The organism is Sphaerospermopsis sp. FACHB-1194, from assembly GCF_014696235.1.
Taxonomy (GTDB): Bacteria; Cyanobacteriota; Cyanobacteriia; order Cyanobacteriales; family Nostocaceae; genus Sphaerospermopsis; species Sphaerospermopsis kisseleviana.
Genome location: NZ_JACJPU010000046.1, coordinates 1 through 17,555, shown reverse-complemented (window position 1 = coordinate 17,555; position 17,555 = coordinate 1). Strand labels below are relative to the sequence as shown.

Below are 17,555 nucleotides of genomic sequence, written 5' to 3'. Positions count from 1 at the left end.
GAAGAAGGGATATAATAGAAGAAGTGTGATATTTTTCTATTAAGGGTAGAAATCCTCATCTAAAATTTGCTCTACTGAGAAGGGAGAAGTTAGAGGATATTTATTTTCTGATGGTATGGTAATTCCAAATTTAGCCAGTTTACCTTCTTTTATGGCAAGTTTACGCGCATCGGGGTAAGATTTTTCTAATGCTTCTGTTAAGTAATTTTTGAGAGATGGGGTATCTGTTAAATTATCAATCACTCGTTGACGATGTTCGACGACGGAACTATACCAACTTGCTTTCATTGTCTCTGGTACATTATGTTGAACTTTTAATTTAAGGAGGTGAGTTAATAAGATTTTTAGGTTGCTTTTTAGTGCATTTTTTTCTGATTTACCCAATTCTGTTAACTCCTCTATCAAATGATCAATATCCAGGGATGCAAATTCATGATTTTGTAATTGTTGAATTGTTGCATCTATCCATAATTGTAAGTCTTGATCATATAGGGTGTTAGACATCTTTCCGACCTATTTGTTTAAGAGTTGTGATATTTAATATTTTAACATACATTTTTTAGATATTCTCTCAATACGGGGGTGAGATGAAATAATCTTTCGTCGTTTTCTGATTTGCTTAATAAAAATCGTCGTGTTAATGATTGTATACTGTTGATTATTTCTAGAGATGAGAGGGATAATAGCTTTTTGATTTCTTCTCTGGATAGAGGTTGATCATTTTGACTGATTTTTAATAGTGTTTGTTTTTCAATATTGGTTAATCTCTCCCAGGTTAAGAGGATGTTTGATTTGATATCTTCTGTTAAGATTAAATTGTTTTCTTGGATAAATTCTGCAATTTCACCTTGAAATACATCTTTTATTAAAATGCTGATATATTGTAAATATCGAGGATGAGTTTCGTATAAGTTTATTAGGTTTAACCAATGTTCTTGATTTTGCAATCTTTGATTTTTTAATATTTCTGTAGCTGCATTACCTAAACCTGATAATTCTAAGGAATGAATGGGGTAAAGTTCATCATCTAAGGATATCAGTTCTTGGCATTTTTCTTGACTAATCAAAATTACACAGCTTTGATGTTCTATTGCTGTGATCATTTGTAGGAATGTTTGATAATTTTGATGTTCAGGTTGATATTTTCCTGCATATTGTTGAGGTGTAAATATTTCTTCTAGGTTATCGAGAATAATTAAACAGCGTTTTTGATTGAATAATTCTAAGGTTTGTTTTAATAATTTGTTGGTATTTATATTTTGAATATTGACGTTTATTTCGGTGATAATTTCTGTAAGGATAGAGTTTAAGGAGTTAGATAGTTTAAGGTTTTTCCAGATTATTGCATCAAAGTGTAGGGGGTGAGTATCAATGAAGTGTTTAATGAGTGTGGTTTTACCAATACCGGAAATTCCTAAGATGGAAATTAAGCGAGTGCTGGGGTTTTCTATCCATGCAGATAGAGTTGATAGTTCGTTATTTCTTCCGTAGAAATGGGTGATTTTTGGGGATTGGTTGAGGTTTGTGTAAGTTGTTTTTTGTTGACTTTTGTCTTCTTTATTAACTTCTATTTTTTGAGTATCTTTATTGTTAGGACACCAATTAATATTATTTTTTATTCCTATTCCAACCAGTTGTGGATTAAATGAATTAGCTATTCTTTCTATAGACCAACAAAAGTTAGTTTTAGTAACTTCTTCACCTAATTCTTTAGATAAAATTTTATATAAATCACGGCTGATATTGCCAATATAATTTTCACCATAATCAAATTCATCAGCAATTTCACTATAAAGTTTACCATCCCAAATGCCTTTAATCGCACTTATTTGTAAGTCGGTTAGGTGGTTTCCCGTGTGTTTAAAGACGAGATTATCAACTATTTGTAACACTTCTGTAACAGTCATATATGCAATAAAGGATAAGGGTTTTAGCTATTTTAGCTTATTTGGTTGTGAGATTATTGAGGGTTTTTGAGGGTTTGGATTAATATTTTTTTACAAAAGAGGGTAGGAAATCAAGGGTTTTAGAGGTTTTGTGTTGATGTGTTTATAAGCTAAGTTATTTATCATCATAGTGTAATCAAAAAGTTTTACCAATTAATCAAATTAAAGTATATGGATTTGATACGCATATTCCAGAATCAGAATTTACTAAAACACCTCCCTGGTTATCAGAAGAAGATGACGGAAGATGACTTTGAGAAAATACGTCAGATGATCAAGGATAGGGTAGATCATGAACCACCTCCTAGATTTGCTTTTATTGGTGAAACAGGAGTAGGAAAATCTTCTACGCTAAATGCTTTATTTAATGCTGGTGTAGAAGTCAGTCACACAGAAGCTTGTACTCAAGCACCTAATTTAATAGAAATTCCTTTGAGTGAAGTTCAGGGAAAACAAGGATCATTAATTTTCTATGATATGCCAGGATTAGGAGAAAGTTGTTTAAAGCAGAAAGAACATATTAATCTTTATGAGAAAGTTTTAAAAGATGTTGATGTTGCTTTGTGGATTTTGGACGCACAAGATCGAGCGATCGCTTCAGTACAACAGTATTTAGAAACTGACCTTAAATCTCTTGATCCAAGATTATTAGAAAGAATGGTAATTGCTTTAAATAAAGTTGATTTAGTGCATCCTGGAGATTGGCATCCTTCAGCAAATCTACCAAGTGACGAACAAGAAAAAAACATCAATGGCAGAATTAAGGATGTGGAAAATAAAATTCGAGAAGTCCTACCTAATTGGCAAGGAAAAATTGTAGGTTATTCTGCAAACAAAAGATATCAATTACCTCAATTAAAAGATATCAATTACCTCAATTATTTGATGCAATGATGGATGCTGTACCGACAGAAAGACAATGGATAGTTGCTTCTCGTAAATCTTTAGCAGATTTTTTAGAATTAGTCGATCCTCAATTACTACCTCCAGATAAAATACCACAAAAAGTTATTAATCAGCAAGTACAATCATCAAAAATTTCCGATGTTGTACAAAGTATGTCAGAGGAAGATTTTGCTAAATTTGCAGGTAATAAAGCAGCATTTTTAGCCTGGTTACAACAAAAAGAAAATAATTAATTTACCCTATAACTAGGAGGCGGATAAATATGGATGATTACCAACAAATAGCTAAACTTAAAGCTAAAGTAGACGCAGCAATTAAAGCTATGGACACTGCTACACTAAAAACTAGATATAAAGAAGAGGCATCTTTAAGGAAATTTGTCCGTGATTTGTGTCTTGAATTGGCGAAGGGTATTGGTATAGGACTGGGGAGAACTGCTCTTGAAAGTTTGATTCAATTTGGAGTTCACCTTATTCAAGGTATTCCATTTCCATGAATTTAGTAAGTAGGTTGGGTTGAGGTAACGAAACCCAACTAACTACACTTAAATATAAATTACAACTTCCTCCTCTTTCCATAGCTAATAATTTTTATCAACCATAAAAACCCTTTATTTATAAACATCCCCCCGCGCACCAATAGCCGTGATCACATATAATTGATTAACCGTATCCTCAATAAACAAAATCCTATATTTACCAACTCTTAAACGACTTTCTTCTCTACCCTTCAATGGTTTAATATCAAGATTTTCTGTTCCTGTGATTAAACCATCCAACGCACGAATAATTCTTACTTGATCTTCAACTCTTAATCGTTCAAGATATTTTTGGGCAGGTTTTAAGATAATATAATCAAGCAAAATCTTCTCCTAGTAATTGACGCTTTAACTCCTGAGATGAAATTCCTTTATCTTTTCCTGTAAGATAATCTTGTAATGCAGATGCACTCATATCTAACAATTCATCATCTACATCTTCATCATTGTCATGAGTTTGTTGATCAGCAATATTCATTTTCTGAAGAAACTCTAATACATAACTTAATTGTTCATCAGGAATGAGACTGATTTGTTTTAATATTTCTTGGCGAATGGTACTAGAATTAGTCATTAATTACAAATCTTATTTTTAGTAAATGATATGCTATTATATTATATAACATTAAATTCAGAAGTGTTGAATGTTAAGATTTTGAGGATATTGTCCAATTTGTGCATTGGTATCAGTGATACCAAATTTCAGCAATTAATGACTCTATTCTCAATAGACAATAGGTTTTACCTGGGTAAAACGCCAAGATTGTAAAGTTTTATTGCAGGATTCAACACTTGTGCATTAAATTATTTATTAAAACTAATTGCCTATCAATATTCACTATCAATTCTCTCCCATAACTCACAAATAGGTCTATTTTCCCCTGTTTTAACTTGTTGAAAAGCTCTTGTTAAACTCTCTTATATTTCCGCAATGGCATTATCATCAATATCATAATCACTTGCTTCTGGTAAAAGAATAATTACCTTGACTTCCTGAAAATCATCAATCCCTAAAGAATAATCTAAAGTTAATTTTCCTTGTTGAATTTTACCTGTAACTTCTAAGGCTTTCATATTGTTTACCTAGTTGTAGTCATAACCTGTGATTTTTATAAGCCGGTAAATCATCTTATATTTTATCACATTAAATTATTGATTAAAACTAATTTCTTATCAATTTTCGTGGTGTCTAGGTTGAGCAATGCTAAAACCCTACATTCTAAATTACAACATTTATTATTGTTCATTTAACCATCTTTGTAAATTAGATACTTTACTAAAATAATTAATTCCCACATTAGCTAATACCTGTTGAATATTAGTATTATCAAAATCCTTAGTATTTTCACTAAAAAATACCTTCGACATTGATAAATTATTCTGAGCATGAACTAAAATCACCTGTAAAATAAAATCATCTCGCTTTTGATTTTTTCCAGGTATTAAAGGAGCATTTAAGGTACTTTCCAACATTTCAATTCTGGGTTCAATCAACTCACCATGATTTTTCAGATATTCGAGAATCTTCAAAAATCGGTTTCTAAAATCAGTTAATATGTCATCATAATCAATTAAGGAACTTTCTAAGTAGTTGACAAAAGAGGTAGAGTTAGATAATTCTTTATTTCTTTTTGCTTCATTCATCTCTATTTGAAGAGTTTGAGAAAAAGATTGACTACGTTTGTCTTCTCTTTCTATTGCTACTAGGGTTTCCATCAAGCAAATACTCGGTATCACAAACTTGAGTTTATCTGAAGACTGATAAACAAAATCTTCTAATTCTTTATTTCTTCCTTTGGCAATTGCCATAATGGAATTAGTTTCCAAATAAATAATTATCATAATAATTGTAGCTCCTCTGTAGTTATATCATCCAAAAGAGCAAATAAACCAATTTCTTTCATTTCTTCAATGTAAGGAGGATTTTCACTTTTCCAATGATAATCTAAATCTCTTAACCAGGATTGAAGTAAAGTGATTAAAGTAAATTGATAGATGATTCCTTCAATACTTTTTGGACTATAAAATCCTAAAACTTTTTTGGTATCTAATCTAGCTACTTCTGCAAAATTAGGACTTTTAAAGATTCTGATCACATCGGAGTTGGCAAACATCAAAAAAGGAATATTTTGGTATTTTTCCATTTTTAATATATTCAGTTCGGGAGAAGCATACATGGCGGAAAATCTCACATCTATCATTAAGATAGGTTGATCATCTTTATCTTTGGCGACAATGGCAGGATCAAAATCAATTGCTGTGGGTGGTTTAATTATGCTCATGTATTTTTACCTTTAATTTAAGATAATTGACATTTTTATTATAAATCAAATTCACCATATTTAGAAACAAAAATATTTATCTTAATATGAAGATGTTTGAATTTTATTGTTTGAATTTTATTCACATAATTTCTTTTATTTGCTGATTTTTGTTGTTATTAGTCAGCTTTTTTAGACTTGTGCCAAAAACAGCTATTTGATAATTAACCAATTTCTTAAAAATTCTGACTCCCTGAACTCCTGACTCCCTGAACTCCTGAACTCCTAGAACTCCTGACTCCTAGAACTCCTTCTTTCAAAACATTTCTGCAAAATTGCCACAATTGTGCTACCCTAGTGTAGTTGTCTAAATTCCGCACATCCGGGGATTCGGGTGTTTCCGCTGTGGAAATACGCCTGGATGGAGGTTTAACCCGAATAGGAGCTATAAAATATGCCAGTCGTTTCTTTGGCTCAGATGATGGAGTCAGGTGTTCACTTTGGGCATCAAACCCGACGTTGGAACCCTAAGATGTCTCCTTACATCTACACTGCTCGCAATGGTGTACACATCATCGACTTGGTGCAAACCGCGCAGTTGATGGATGATGCTTACAACTATATGCGGACACAAGCAGAACAAGGTAAAAAATTCTTGTTTGTGGGTACAAAGCGCCAAGCAGCGGGAATTATTGCTCAAGAAGCTAACCGTTGTGGTTCTCACTACATTAACCAGCGTTGGTTGGGTGGAATGCTCACCAACTGGGCTACCATTAAAACTAGAGCAGAACGTCTAAAAGATTTAGAACGTCGGGAAGAAAACGGCGCATTAGACTTATTGCCTAAGAAAGAAGCGTCAATGCTGCGTCGGGAAATGGCGAAGCTACAAAAATACTTGGGCGGCATTAAAAATATGCGGAAAGTGCCTGACATTGTGGTAATTGTTGACCAACGTCGGGAATATAACGCTGTTCAAGAATGCCAAAAACTGGGTATTCCCATTGTGTCTATGTTAGATACAAACTGTGACCCAGATGTGGTAGATATTCCCATCCCAGCCAATGATGATGCCATCAGATCGATTAAACTGATTGTTGGTAAATTAGCAGATGCTATTTATGAAGGCCGTCATGGTCAGCTGGAAGTAGAAGAAGATTACGAAGATTACGAAGGCGCTGAGGAAGAGTACGACTACGATGAAAGTGAGTACACTGACTCAATGATGAGCGATGACGACGAAGAATAAGGACTAAACAATTTTGGATTTTGGATTTTGGATTTTGGATTTTTTGGGAAAAGTCCGTTGTTTTGGGTGCAACAAATCTCAAATTGTTCATTTCCAATGTCTAAGCTGCATCTGTTTGTGGTGCAGCCAATCGAAAATCTAAAATTGGCAGAGGCTAAATTTAAAATTCATCGCTTTTCTTTACGTAGTTCTCATCAGAGGACTTGCAGCCGTCGGGCAGACGGTGATGCTTGCTGAGGGTAAATTTCTTGGAATTCCTTTGAAGCAAGAATCCCCCGGCTTCTAGCCGTGGGGAATGTCAACAGCCCTGAGTAAGATAGAAATACTCAACACCCGTGAGCGATTATAACTCTAGGTCAAGTTAGGATAGGAATTGAGGCAACATGGCGGAAATATCTGCAAAACTCGTCCAAGAGCTACGCCAAAAAACTGGTGCCGGCATGATGGACTGCAAAAAGGCGCTGAAGGAAAATGATGGCAATATCGACGCAGCTATAGACTGGCTACGTAAAAAAGGCATCGCTTCAGCGGGTAAAAAGAGCGATCGCGTGGCAGCAGAAGGTTTAGTAGACACCTACATTCAACCTGATGGTAAGGTGGGTGTACTGATAGAAGTTAACTGTCAAACTGATTTTGTTGCCCGTAACGACGCTTTTAAAACTTTAGTTAAGAATCTAGCACAACAAGCTGCGACTGCGGATAGTGTTGAGTCTTTGCTGGCTCAACCTTACATTGAAAAGGCAGAAGTAACTGTAGATGAATTTATCAAAGAAAGTATTGCTACCTTGGGTGAAAATATCCAGGTGCGACGCTTTGTAAACTTCTCTCTTGGTGACACACCAGGAGTAGTAGACAGCTACATTCACACTGGTGGTAGAGTAGGTGTGTTACTGCAAGTAATCGCTAAAACAGACGATGCTGCTGGTAACGAAGAGTTTAAAAAATTTGCTAAAAATGCAGCAATGCAAGTTGCCGCTTGCCCCAATGTTGAGTATGTTAGTGTAGACCAAATTCCTGCCGAAACTGTCCAAAAAGAAAAGGACATTGAAATGGGTAAGGAAGACTTGGCGAATAAACCAGAGAACATCAGAGAAAAAATTGTTCAAGGACGGATTGAAAAACGCCTAAAAGAATTAACTTTGTTGGATCAACCTTATATCCGCGATCAAAGCATTTCTGTAGCAGACTTAGTGAAGCAAGTTCAGTCTAAAGTCGGTGAAGACATTACAGTGCATGGCTTTGTGCGATATGTACTGGGTGAAGGCATTGAAAAACAAGAAAGTAACTTTGCTGAAGAAGTAGCTGCTCAAATGGGCGCTAAGTAATGGCACTAAGTAATGGCGCTAAGTAATGGCGCTAAGTAATGGCGCTAAGTAATTTAGTTATGAGTCAGTAGTCAGTAGTTAGTTATTAATAGTATGTTATTAACTGAAGCTGCTGGACTAAAGATTTTTGACTAATGATTAAATCAGTACACAGTAGACAGGTCAGACAGTTTATGGTAAAATGAATGTTGATGACACTGATAACTGATAACTGATATTTGTAAAATCACAGGTCTGGCAAATTTTGCTGACCTGTATTTTATTGACAATTATTATTACAATTGGAGTAATTCAAAACTCTAGATAATCTGGATAATTATTTTCACTGCAAAATACAATTCAGGTGGAGAAAAAAAGGAAGATATGGCCAGAGCAATTGAGCGAATAGAAGGGGATATCACAGCCATAAAACAAGCGATTAGAGCGATCGCCACAGAACTCCACAGCAATTATGTCAATTATTTAACTATCCTGGGTGAAGCTTTACAAAAACAGTTAATTTTGGCAGTTTATCACGTTTGTACTCAAGGATATCCTGATAAATTTCTCAAATTGTCACTGAATCAGCGACAACAATTGCAACAAGGCATTCGTAAATTAGGACAAAAAGGCGCACAACAGTTGCTTGTTTATCTTCAAGGTGGAGATACGGAAGAAGCTGAAGAAACCGAGGAATTTGAGGAAACTGAGGAAACTGAGGAAACTGAAGAAACTGAAGACAGTAAAAACGATCCTCAATCGAAAATAGAAAAGCAAAAATATTTAGATCCTTCCAACCCCATAGAAGTGGCACAATGGCATCAAGATTTAGAGGAAGGAATTCAGAATACCCTGAGAAAAGTTTCCCAGGATGCCAATTCTTTAATTCAAAAAGTGGGAATTTTACCGAAAAAACTACCAGAACCGATTTTAGCAGCAGCTGCAGCAGCAGTTTCAGAAGCTTCTGGGGAAGTAATACCGGGTCCGCCTAATCTATTAAATTTAGTAATTGAAATCAGTAGTGACGATGAATCAGAAGATTCTAGCTTGACACAGCTGATAACCCTGAACTTGCGACTAGGAGACATTGAATTTGCTGATAACACACTCTTGTCAGCACGCAAACAAATTCGTAATATTTTACTGCAACTAAATAAATTAGGAAAAGAATATCAAAAGAAACACAGAGAATTGAAAATTGCGGAAGCGGAAGCGGCTTGGCGTGCGAGTTGGTTTGAGGACTAACTTATAGGTGACTGGTGACTGGTGACTGGTGATTGGGTAGAATTAACTAACAACTAATGACTAATGACTAATGACTAACAACTAACAACTAACAACTAATGACTAACAACTAATGACTAACAACTAATGACTAATGACTAATGATACTCCCGATTGGATAAGATTGGATAAAGCCTTGGCGGTAGAGGCTGAAAATGGGTTTGTAGATTTGATGGGTAGACAATATCGCTTCAGTGAATTTCTCAGTTTAACCTTTGGGAAGTTTCCTCAAAGTTTACCAGCAAAAGAGCGATCGCGCTGGCATCATATCGCCTTTCAATTTGCTGAATATCCAGATTTAGCAGTAGAAATTAGACAGCAGTTAGTTGCTGAAGTTAAAACCTATCTTTATCAATTACAACAACAATTAGAATCGGGTGAACAGCAACATCAAGACATAAAAAAACAAGAAATCAAAAAACAGGAAATTAAAACTCAGGAAATTAAAACCCAGGAAAAAAATTATTCAACAAAAACAGTTAAAACAACTCCTATTGTGACTGAAACCAGTCGGAGACTAGCGCCAAAAATTGAGCAAAAACTCAGCGATTTACCAGAAATTGGCATCAAGAGAGCAGAAAATTTATCTCGTTTAGATTTATCAACAGTGAGAGATTTACTGTTTTATTATCCTCGTGATTATATTGATTATGCTCGTCAAGTTAACATTCAAGAATTACAAGGAGGTGAAACAGTAACTATCATCGCCGAAGTTAAGCGTTGTAATTGTTTTACCAGTCCTAAAAATCAAAAGTTATCAATTTTAGAACTATTATTAAAAGATAAAAGTGGACAAATAAAAGTTAGTAGATTTTATGCCGGTGCTAGATTTAGTAGTCGTGGTTGGCAAGAAAGTTTAAAACGACGTTATGCTGTGGGTAGTGTGGTGGCTGCTTGTGGTTTAGTGAAAGCCAGTAAATATGGTTTAACCTTAGATAATCCCGAAATAGAAGTATTAGCTAATCCTGGTGATGCGATAGAATCTTTTACTATTGGGCGGGTTGTACCGATTTATGGTTTAACGGAAGGAGTTGTTGCAAATACCGTCAGACAAGCGGTAATGGCAGCTTTACCTGCGGCAGCAAATTTAAAAGATCCCTTACCAGTTGGTTTAAGAAAAAAATATGAATTAATGGAATTAAAAGATGCAATTCCTAATATTCATTTTCCTAAAGATAGTGATACTTTAAAATATGCTCGTCGGCGTTTAGTATTTGATGAATTTTTCTATTTACAACTGGGTTTATTACAACGTCAGAAACAAGCCAAGGCAATTCAAACAAGTGCCGTTTTAGCACCAAAAGGCAAATTATTAGAACAATTTAACGAGATTTTACCTTTTAAATTTACTAATGCTCAACAAAGAGTTATTAACGATATTCTCAATGATTTACAAAAACCTACACCCATGAATCGTTTAGTTCAAGGTGATGTAGGTTCGGGTAAAACTGTGGTAGCTGTGGTGGCGATTTTAGCAGCAATTCAATCTGGTTATCAAGCAGCTTTGATGGCTCCCACTGAAGTATTAGCAGAACAACATTATAGAAAGTTAGTTAGTTGGTTTAACCTGTTACATTTACCAGTTGAATTATTAACAGGTTCAACAAAAACAGCAAAAAGAAGAGAAATTCATTCTCAGTTAGAAACAGGTGAATTACCTCTTTTAGTGGGAACTCATGCGTTAATTCAAGATAAGGTAAATTTTCAACGTTTGGGTTTAGTTGTCATTGATGAACAGCATCGTTTTGGGGTAGAACAACGAGCAAAATTACAGCAAAAAGGTGAACAACCCCACGTTTTAACCATGACTGCAACTCCTATTCCTAGAACATTAGCTTTAACAGTTCATGGTGATTTAGATGTGAGTCAAATTGATGAATTACCACCAGGAAGACAAGCAATTAAAACATCTTTGTTAACTGGTCAACAAAGACCCCAAGCTTATGATTTAATAAGAAGAGAAATTGCCCAAGGTAGGCAGATTTATGTAGTTTTGCCTTTGGTAGAAGAGTCGGAAAAATTAGATTTGCGTTCTGCAATAGATGAACATCAAAAATTACAAGAAAGCGTTTTTCCTGAGTTTCAAGTGGGGTTATTGCATGGAAGAATGACTTCCGCAGAAAAAGAGGAAGCTATTAATAAATTCCGGGATAATGAAACGCAGATTTTAGTTTCTACTACGGTGGTAGAGGTGGGTGTAGATGTTCCTAACGCGACGGTGATGTTAATTGAACACGCGGAGAGATTTGGGTTATCTCAGTTACATCAATTACGGGGGCGTGTAGGTCGGGGTGCAGCGCAGTCCTATTGTTTGTTGATGAGTAGTTCCAGAAGTCCTGATGCACAACAACGGTTGATGGTGCTGGTACAGTCTCAGGATGGGTTTTTTATTTCGGAAATGGATATGCGTTTTCGTGGTCCTGGGGAAGTGATGGGGACTAGACAATCTGGAGTAGCGGATTTTACTTTAGCCAGTTTGGTGGAAGATGAGGATGTGTTGCTGTTAGCGCGACAAGCAGCAGAGAAGGTGATTGATATGGATGCGAGTTTAGCGCGTTGGACTCTGATGCGGGATGAGTTGCAGTATAGGTATGCGCGGTTAATGGGGGGAGCGATTTTAACATGATTTTTTTTATATCGTCATATAGTTAATCATCTCAATTATGAATCTGGAGTTTTGATCTCAATAGATGGCGGCAAACTATCAATTAGTAAATCTCCTGTTTCATCACGTAGCTTTTTTACACGTTGTTCTAGAGTTGTTAGGGCTAATTCTTTTGTTGTTAATCTGCCATTTTTAAATGCTTCAGCTATATCGCAATTAGATAATTCAGATAAAGTAATTCTGCGACACACTTTATCAAAATCATCATTATTAATCAAGTGTATTATTAATTGCTCTAAACAAATAATCCTTTTAGAAAGTCTATTTTTGATATTGATTAAATTAGACTTTGATAGTGCCTTTAAAAATTTCTTATCACAGGTTAATATATAAAAATTAGGTTCGTATTCTGTAGCAGCTACAAGCAAAGCTTCCCCAGGATCAATGTTTTCTATTGCAATCAATGATTGGTATTCAGAACCTTCTGACTGGTCAATTAGAGATTTATCAATTTTTTCGTAACTATCTGCTCTGTCCTTCGCTAATTGAAGAGTTCTCTGTGTATATTTTTTACGTAAATCAGGATGACCGTTGATATAGCTGGAAGCACTTGGCAGAACCCTAACAGCTTTATCTTTATATGTCAAATTGAAACTGGCCATCGTCTCCCCTAAAAGTTTATACGATGCCAGTTCTATGATAATATCATTGTCGATAAAATAGAGTAACAAGGAGAGATTCCTCACACAAACTAAACAAAATTACACTCCTGTTACCAGTTTAAGGTATTCTTGGCTATCTTTACTCAACTCTTCCCAATCTAAGTTATTAATCAAAAAGTAATTAATTCTTGCAGAAGCATCGGCATTAGGTTCAATAATTTTTAAAGCACCAGTTCCAATACGCCAATCAGATTTTTGCCAAGCATAGTTTAAAGCTACTACGCCAGGATCTATTCTATGTTGATGACCAAGTTCGCTTGCTTTACTTGCTAAGTCTATTGCACTATACTGAATTTCCCAACTATATGTAGTCTCTCCAAAAAGCAGCTTTTCTGCAAACTGATTAGCTTCCTTTTCTTCGTCGTCTTGAATTTCTTTGTTTATATCTTGATCAACTAATACTCCATCCTGAACATGACCACAAGCAATGTGTCCAAGTTCATGAGCAATCACAAAAACTAAACGAGCAGAAAATTTCCACCCAGAACTAATTACAATTATTGGGCGACCATTTAGATGTGCTGCCATCCCATCCATTTTAGGAGTGTTCCGAGGAAAGTCAGAAAAGTGTATAACTGGAATACCGCAAGACCAGCAAAAGTTAATAATACTATCAAGGTCTACGCAAAAATTATTTTCAAGAATTATTCGCCTGATTTCTGAAGGATCTCCTGAAACCCCTTGGAAAGAGGATTTACAAGCATATCCAGCCATTTCAGCAATGCGTGTCGCTAAACCTTGAGCGATTAATAGCTGCTGTTCATCAGTATTTTGTCTCTTTTTAAACTTAGGGCTATTAACTTTTTTAAATCCAATAGGAACGTTGGGATTAAAAACTGATGCTATATCCAAACCTAGACGCTTGGAAATGTAACCTGCTGCCTCCATTACAGCAACAGGATTTTGTTCTAGCTCACTGTTCCACCATTCAGGTAAAGCTTTTTCTTGAATAAAGTTTTGAGGAAAACCCATTTTTGATAAACGATCATACAGCGTTGGCATTTCCAGTGTTTGATTCATAGCATTCCTCCGCTGACTATCAAATGACTCCAGACCCAAATTCTACACAACATTTATATAATTACATTATTGCTGCACTTATGGAAGCATTTTTAGCTAGGAATGAATATTTAGTACGTATTTACTATAGTATAGCATAATCTGTTTTCAATGCAAGGCTTTTTTGGAAGAGTGATCGCCTCTCTTCAATTGAGGTCATAATTATTTCAGGTCTAATCATTGAGGATACGTAATCATGGTTATTTCTCCAACCCACCCACCAAACCCCACGACAGAGGTAAAAAAAACAGACTTCACTCCAGACGAATATCGCGCAATGGAGGAAACAGCTACAGAAAGACATGAATATTGTAACGGAGAAATTATTGTTATGCCTGGAGGTTCAGAAGTTCATAGTGCGATCGCCAGTAATATCTTAATTTATTTGGGATTTTTACTCAGAGATACTGATTTTCGCTTTTATGGTAGTGATTTAAGAATTTGGATTCCTGAATTTAATTATGGTACTTATGCTGATGTAATGGTGATTAATGGTGAACCACAATTCAATAATAATAATCGCACTGATGAAATTCTCAACCCTTTATTAATTATTGAGGTGCTTTCACCTTCTACGGAAGGTTATGATCGGGGTGATAAATTCAGAAAATATCGCTCAATTTCTAGTTTCTGTGAGTATCTGCTGGTAAGTCAAACAGAACCTTATATTGATCATTATTATCAACAGGAAAATCACAATCATAATCTTTGGCAATTACAAGTTTATGAGCAGATTGATCAGTCAGTTCTTCTGCACAGTTTAAATATAGAAGTTCCTCTGAATGAAATTTATCGGCGGATTAAATTTTAAGTGTTTTAAGTAGATGGAAACAAGATTTAAGGACAGGTCTGTTAAGACATAACTTTTATGTCTGTCACCTGTCACCTGTCACCTACTAACTAAACTCCATCGTCTCGATAAACTCTAAAATATTCTGTTTAATATCCTCCGCTTCATCCAAAATAGGACCGGGACTATCACCATTGAAAAATGTCCGCTGACTGCTAACTATATACAAAAAGTCACCATTGATGAAAGCTAACAAACCCCGATAAGCATCTAATCTAATGGCATTGCCGTTAGTTTCTTGTTTGGAAATTGTTGAACCTTTGGGCATATCAACTAATACATAATAATAACCTTTTAAGGTATCTTGTAAATATTCTGTATACTTGATTTCTGCACCTGGGACATTAACAAAAATGGCTTGTGGTAAATATTTTTCGATTAAAATAGAGTGGAGATATGTTTCCTGTCCCTGAGATTCCATTGTTGCTAAATGTTCGGTTGGAAGAGGATAATAATCAATTCTCAGTAAAGTTCCAACATCATCAGAAAAGCCAACTATTCCTTCTTGACTTTGAATTTTTCCTCCCTGTTCTGGGGTAACTGGTATGGGAACAATAAAATTACCCAAAGGTGATTGATATATTTCTTGCCCAAATTCATCTAATAATATTGTTTCCTGTTCTATGTCTACATATTCTTCTTGATATTCTGCTTCTTCTATTGCAGCTATGATTTCTTTGATCATTTCTTCTGCTTCTATATCTTCTAGTTCTAAGGCTTGTTGTAGTTGTTTGATGTACGCCTGTTTTGGTGTGGGAATAGTTAGGGTTTCGTCGTCTAAAAGCATTACCACCCCAGCAGCAAAGGCATCTAATACTATTTCATCTACGAGGCTGGCGTTGGCGGTGTTAAATAATGCCCCTAGTCCTTCATCTTGGGCGATCGCTACCAGTCTATCAACTATTTCTAGCATTTCCTCGGCTGAGTATTCATTAAAAACCTCAAATTCCCAGAGAATACCTGCTAAACTTTCTGCATCTAAGTCTTCAATGGAAGAATCAACTATTCCGGTAATTACACCTATAGCTGCTACCGCTTCTTCTGGACTCAATGATTCTTGTGAGATTTTTTTTGACTGAAATATTTTATCATACTTGGTCATAATAGCTCCATCAATGGTCTTTTAGTAATAACCGATGTCTCAGAGTAACAATTGTTAGTTTAGCAAGGACATAAGCCTTGTCTAGATTTTATCTAGTTTTTTGGTAATCTATGTAATCAGTAAAGGATACCAAAAACCAGTCGCCACTTTTCCTGATTACTGTTTTTTCCGTATAGATCAGGTTTCTGACTCTGATTTTTGAGTTTCATTCATACACAAACCTATGTAACCTTATTTACTCGGTTGAGTAATACGTTCCTCTATATCTTCCAAGGTGCGTAACAATAGACGTTTTGCCTGTAACTGCCAACCCCATTTTTGGATTCTAAAAGCTGCTACAGTCCCCACTATGGCTGCTAATAAACCGATAGGTTGATTCAGAGAAATTCCTAATAATAAACCCAAGCCAGCAATACCCCAAAATGGTAAGGCTGCGGCTTGTCTTTGTTCCTCTACTATTTCTGCAATTTTACTAGATTGCATTGTAGCTAATAATTCCGATTTCATTTGCCGTTGTTGTACTAGTGATAAGGATAAACTTATCTTCCTGCGTAGTTTTTCTATCTTCCTGGCATCAGTGCTGTACTCGGTTAGTTCATCTTCTGCCATTTTCAAGAATTTTTCTAATTGTGACATGGTGCATCTATCCGCTGTTTTATGTACAGTTATTATCTCTAATAATTGTTCATTTTTCTTGACTATACTTTACAAGGTCATAATTTGAGTTTTTTCAAAAGTCTGAAATTTCAGGGTGAGTACATTGGTGACAAGTTAAGCCTGAAAGAATTTTGTCAAGAGGAGAGGCTTTTGGGGGATGATGGAAAAAGAATTGGTCAGTCCCACGGTTGACATATCACCTTAAGTTGTGCAATTGATGAGTTGTATAAATACCTTTTCAACAGAATCAAGGTCAAATATATGACTACCATACATGGCACAAATGGAAATGACTATTTAGTGGGAACACCTGCAAATAACCTCATCTACGGCTACAATGGCAACGATACCCTCATTGGTGGTAATGGCAATGACATTCTTGATGGTGGTGATGGCAATGACATTCTTGATGGTGGTGATGGCAATGACATTCTTGATGGTGGTTTAGGTGCTGATACTCTATATGGTGGTGATGGCAGTGACACATACTATGTAGATAATGCAGGTGATGTAGTTACGGAATACTATAACGATGCTTTAGGTGGTGTTGATACAGTATTCTCCTCCGTGAACTTCACCTTGGGATTTGGACTAGAAAACCTGACATTAACTGGTTTTGGTAATATTAATGGTACAGGGAATAGCAATAATAATGTGATCAATGGTAACAGTGCCAATAACATTCTTACGGGTGGCTTAGGTGCTGATACTCTATATGGTGGTGATGGCAGTGACACATACTATGTAGATAATGCAGATGATGTAGTTACGGAATACTATAACGATGCTTTAGGTGGTGTTGATACAGTATTCTCCTCCGTGAACTTCACCTTGGGATTTGGACTAGAAAACCTGACATTAACTGGTTTTGGTAATATTAATGGTACAGGTAATGGCAATAATAATGTGATCAATGGTAACAGTGCCAATAACATTCTTACGGGTGGCTTAGGTGCTGATACTCTATATGGTGGTGATGGCAGTGACACATACTATGTAGATAATGCAGGTGATGTAGTTACGGAATACTATAACGATGCTTTAGGTGGTGTTGATACAGTATTCTCCTCCGTGA

Annotated in this window: 22 protein-coding genes; 10 read left to right on the top strand and 12 right to left on the bottom strand. The window is 35.6% G+C overall.

Annotated features, from left to right (window positions below):
• Positions 1 to 39: 39 nt before the first annotated feature.
• Positions 40 to 504, bottom strand: coding sequence for a DUF29 domain-containing protein (locus H6F45_RS21170; RefSeq protein WP_190348318.1), 465 nt, complete (start codon positions 502 to 504; stop codon positions 40 to 42).
• 41 nt (positions 505 to 545) lie between these two features.
• Positions 546 to 1,907, bottom strand: a complete 1,362-nt coding sequence (locus tag H6F45_RS21165; RefSeq protein WP_190348317.1) for an NB-ARC domain-containing protein — start codon at positions 1,905 to 1,907, stop codon at positions 546 to 548.
• A 210-nt stretch (positions 1,908 to 2,117) separates the two neighbouring features.
• Between H6F45_RS21165 and H6F45_RS21160 the strand changes: the two genes are divergently transcribed.
• From H6F45_RS21160 to H6F45_RS21150, 3 genes are read left to right on the top strand one after another with little or no spacing between them, the layout of a single operon-like run.
• Entirely contained in the window at positions 2,118 to 2,840 is a 723-nt protein-coding gene (locus H6F45_RS21160; RefSeq protein ID WP_190348316.1) for a GTPase, read from the top strand.
• Positions 2,837 to 3,085, top strand: a complete 249-nt coding sequence (locus H6F45_RS21155; protein WP_190348315.1) for a hypothetical protein — start codon at positions 2,837 to 2,839, stop codon at positions 3,083 to 3,085. Before H6F45_RS21160 ends, H6F45_RS21155 begins: the two co-directional genes overlap by 4 nt.
• A gap of 29 nt (positions 3,086 to 3,114) precedes the next feature.
• Positions 3,115 to 3,348, top strand: coding sequence for a hypothetical protein (locus H6F45_RS21150; RefSeq protein WP_190348314.1), 234 nt, complete (start codon positions 3,115 to 3,117; stop codon positions 3,346 to 3,348).
• Positions 3,349 to 3,462: 114 nt separating this feature from the next.
• Here the strand turns inward: H6F45_RS21150 and H6F45_RS21145 are convergent, their stop codons facing one another.
• The 6 genes from H6F45_RS21145 to H6F45_RS21120 all read right to left on the bottom strand — a co-directional run bounded on the left by H6F45_RS21145 (position 3,463) and on the right by H6F45_RS21120 (position 6,031).
• On the bottom strand, positions 3,463 to 3,714 hold the full coding sequence (locus tag H6F45_RS21145; RefSeq protein WP_137667914.1) for a type II toxin-antitoxin system RelE/ParE family toxin: 252 nt from the start codon (positions 3,712 to 3,714) through the stop codon (positions 3,463 to 3,465).
• Positions 3,707 to 3,964: a hypothetical protein gene (locus H6F45_RS21140; protein WP_190348313.1), complete on the bottom strand. Its 258-nt coding sequence runs from the start codon at positions 3,962 to 3,964 to the stop codon at positions 3,707 to 3,709. Before H6F45_RS21140 ends, H6F45_RS21145 begins: the two co-directional genes overlap by 8 nt.
• Before the next feature lie 344 nt (positions 3,965 to 4,308).
• Complete coding sequence (locus H6F45_RS26735) at positions 4,309 to 4,464, bottom strand: hypothetical protein (RefSeq protein WP_236104075.1); 156 nt, start codon at positions 4,462 to 4,464, stop codon at positions 4,309 to 4,311.
• 162 nt (positions 4,465 to 4,626) lie between these two features.
• A complete protein-coding gene (locus tag H6F45_RS21130; RefSeq protein ID WP_137667916.1) occupies positions 4,627 to 5,232 on the bottom strand; it encodes a PIN domain-containing protein in 606 nt (201 codons plus the stop codon).
• On the bottom strand, positions 5,229 to 5,672 hold the full coding sequence (locus H6F45_RS21125) for a hypothetical protein (protein ID WP_137667917.1): 444 nt from the start codon (positions 5,670 to 5,672) through the stop codon (positions 5,229 to 5,231). Before H6F45_RS21125 ends, H6F45_RS21130 begins: the two co-directional genes overlap by 4 nt.
• Before the next feature lie 215 nt (positions 5,673 to 5,887).
• Positions 5,888 to 6,031 (bottom strand): hypothetical protein, encoded by a 144-nt coding sequence (locus tag H6F45_RS21120; protein ID WP_190348312.1) that lies wholly within the window; start codon positions 6,029 to 6,031, stop codon positions 5,888 to 5,890.
• Positions 6,032 to 6,105: 74 nt separating this feature from the next.
• Here H6F45_RS21120 and rpsB point away from each other — a divergent pair, with 74 nt between their 5' ends.
• From rpsB to recG, 5 genes are all read left to right on the top strand, one after another.
• A complete protein-coding gene (gene rpsB / locus H6F45_RS21115; protein WP_096568251.1) occupies positions 6,106 to 6,897 on the top strand; it encodes a 30S ribosomal protein S2 in 792 nt (263 codons plus the stop codon).
• 96 nt (positions 6,898 to 6,993) lie between these two features.
• The gene (locus H6F45_RS21110) at positions 6,994 to 7,134 is read left to right on the top strand and encodes a hypothetical protein (RefSeq protein ID WP_190348311.1); all 141 of its coding nucleotides are present in this window, start codon (positions 6,994 to 6,996) and stop codon (positions 7,132 to 7,134) included.
• Positions 7,135 to 7,280: 146 nt separating this feature from the next.
• The gene (tsf, locus tag H6F45_RS21105; RefSeq protein WP_096568254.1) at positions 7,281 to 8,222 is read left to right on the top strand and encodes a translation elongation factor Ts; all 942 of its coding nucleotides are present in this window, start codon (positions 7,281 to 7,283) and stop codon (positions 8,220 to 8,222) included.
• A gap of 363 nt (positions 8,223 to 8,585) precedes the next feature.
• Complete coding sequence (locus H6F45_RS21100) at positions 8,586 to 9,446, top strand: hypothetical protein (RefSeq protein ID WP_190348310.1); 861 nt, start codon at positions 8,586 to 8,588, stop codon at positions 9,444 to 9,446.
• 133 nt (positions 9,447 to 9,579) lie between these two features.
• Positions 9,580 to 12,111, top strand: coding sequence for an ATP-dependent DNA helicase RecG (gene recG / locus H6F45_RS21095; protein ID WP_190348309.1), 2,532 nt, complete (start codon positions 9,580 to 9,582; stop codon positions 12,109 to 12,111).
• A gap of 35 nt (positions 12,112 to 12,146) precedes the next feature.
• Here recG and H6F45_RS21090 read toward each other — a convergent pair whose 3' ends face one another.
• On the bottom strand, positions 12,147 to 12,737 hold the full coding sequence (locus tag H6F45_RS21090) for a hypothetical protein (RefSeq protein WP_190348308.1): 591 nt from the start codon (positions 12,735 to 12,737) through the stop codon (positions 12,147 to 12,149).
• A 114-nt stretch (positions 12,738 to 12,851) separates the two neighbouring features.
• Positions 12,852 to 13,832 (bottom strand): ImmA/IrrE family metallo-endopeptidase, encoded by a 981-nt coding sequence (locus tag H6F45_RS21085; RefSeq protein WP_190348307.1) that lies wholly within the window; start codon positions 13,830 to 13,832, stop codon positions 12,852 to 12,854.
• A gap of 235 nt (positions 13,833 to 14,067) precedes the next feature.
• Here H6F45_RS21085 and H6F45_RS21080 point away from each other — a divergent pair, with 235 nt between their 5' ends.
• Positions 14,068 to 14,682 (top strand): Uma2 family endonuclease, encoded by a 615-nt coding sequence (locus tag H6F45_RS21080; RefSeq protein WP_190348306.1) that lies wholly within the window; start codon positions 14,068 to 14,070, stop codon positions 14,680 to 14,682.
• Positions 14,683 to 14,767: 85 nt separating this feature from the next.
• Here H6F45_RS21080 and H6F45_RS21075 read toward each other — a convergent pair whose 3' ends face one another.
• Positions 14,768 to 15,823: a tellurite resistance TerB family protein gene (locus H6F45_RS21075; RefSeq protein WP_190348305.1), complete on the bottom strand. Its 1,056-nt coding sequence runs from the start codon at positions 15,821 to 15,823 to the stop codon at positions 14,768 to 14,770.
• A gap of 231 nt (positions 15,824 to 16,054) precedes the next feature.
• Positions 16,055 to 16,459, bottom strand: coding sequence for a hypothetical protein (locus H6F45_RS21070; RefSeq protein ID WP_096568262.1), 405 nt, complete (start codon positions 16,457 to 16,459; stop codon positions 16,055 to 16,057).
• Positions 16,460 to 16,741: 282 nt separating this feature from the next.
• Here H6F45_RS21070 and H6F45_RS21065 point away from each other — a divergent pair.
• Positions 16,742 to 17,555 (top strand): calcium-binding protein (locus H6F45_RS21065; RefSeq protein ID WP_277877009.1); only part of this gene is annotated, 814 nt, incomplete at its 3' end.

Bases quoted from the DNA above. Each gene is read 5' to 3' on its own strand.
- H6F45_RS21110 (WP_190348311.1), top strand. From the start codon at position 6,994: ATGTCTAAGCTGCATCTGTTTGTGGTGCAGCCAATCGAAAATCTAAAA.
- H6F45_RS21165 (WP_190348317.1), bottom strand. From the start codon at position 1,907: ATGACTGTTACAGAAGTGTTACAAATAGTTGATAATCTCGTCTTTAAA.
- H6F45_RS21150 (WP_190348314.1), top strand. From the start codon at position 3,115: ATGGATGATTACCAACAAATAGCTAAACTTAAAGCTAAAGTAGACGCA.
- H6F45_RS21100 (WP_190348310.1), top strand. From the start codon at position 8,586: ATGGCCAGAGCAATTGAGCGAATAGAAGGGGATATCACAGCCATAAAA.
- H6F45_RS21085 (WP_190348307.1), bottom strand. From the start codon at position 13,832: ATGAATCAAACACTGGAAATGCCAACGCTGTATGATCGTTTATCAAAA.
- H6F45_RS21070 (WP_096568262.1), bottom strand. From the start codon at position 16,459: ATGTCACAATTAGAAAAATTCTTGAAAATGGCAGAAGATGAACTAACC.
- H6F45_RS21140 (WP_190348313.1), bottom strand. From the start codon at position 3,964: ATGACTAATTCTAGTACCATTCGCCAAGAAATATTAAAACAAATCAGT.
- H6F45_RS21155 (WP_190348315.1), top strand. From the start codon at position 2,837: ATGATGGATGCTGTACCGACAGAAAGACAATGGATAGTTGCTTCTCGT.
- recG (WP_190348309.1), top strand. From the start codon at position 9,580: ATGACTAATGATACTCCCGATTGGATAAGATTGGATAAAGCCTTGGCG.
- H6F45_RS21080 (WP_190348306.1), top strand. From the start codon at position 14,068: ATGGTTATTTCTCCAACCCACCCACCAAACCCCACGACAGAGGTAAAA.
- rpsB (WP_096568251.1), top strand. From the start codon at position 6,106: ATGCCAGTCGTTTCTTTGGCTCAGATGATGGAGTCAGGTGTTCACTTT.
- H6F45_RS21125 (WP_137667917.1), bottom strand. From the start codon at position 5,672: ATGAGCATAATTAAACCACCCACAGCAATTGATTTTGATCCTGCCATT.
- H6F45_RS21160 (WP_190348316.1), top strand. From the start codon at position 2,118: ATGGATTTGATACGCATATTCCAGAATCAGAATTTACTAAAACACCTC.
- H6F45_RS21170 (WP_190348318.1), bottom strand. From the start codon at position 504: ATGTCTAACACCCTATATGATCAAGACTTACAATTATGGATAGATGCA.
- H6F45_RS21130 (WP_137667916.1), bottom strand. From the start codon at position 5,232: ATGATAATTATTTATTTGGAAACTAATTCCATTATGGCAATTGCCAAA.
- H6F45_RS21075 (WP_190348305.1), bottom strand. From the start codon at position 15,823: ATGACCAAGTATGATAAAATATTTCAGTCAAAAAAAATCTCACAAGAA.
- H6F45_RS26735 (WP_236104075.1), bottom strand. From the start codon at position 4,464: ATGAAAGCCTTAGAAGTTACAGGTAAAATTCAACAAGGAAAATTAACT.
- tsf (WP_096568254.1), top strand. From the start codon at position 7,281: ATGGCGGAAATATCTGCAAAACTCGTCCAAGAGCTACGCCAAAAAACT.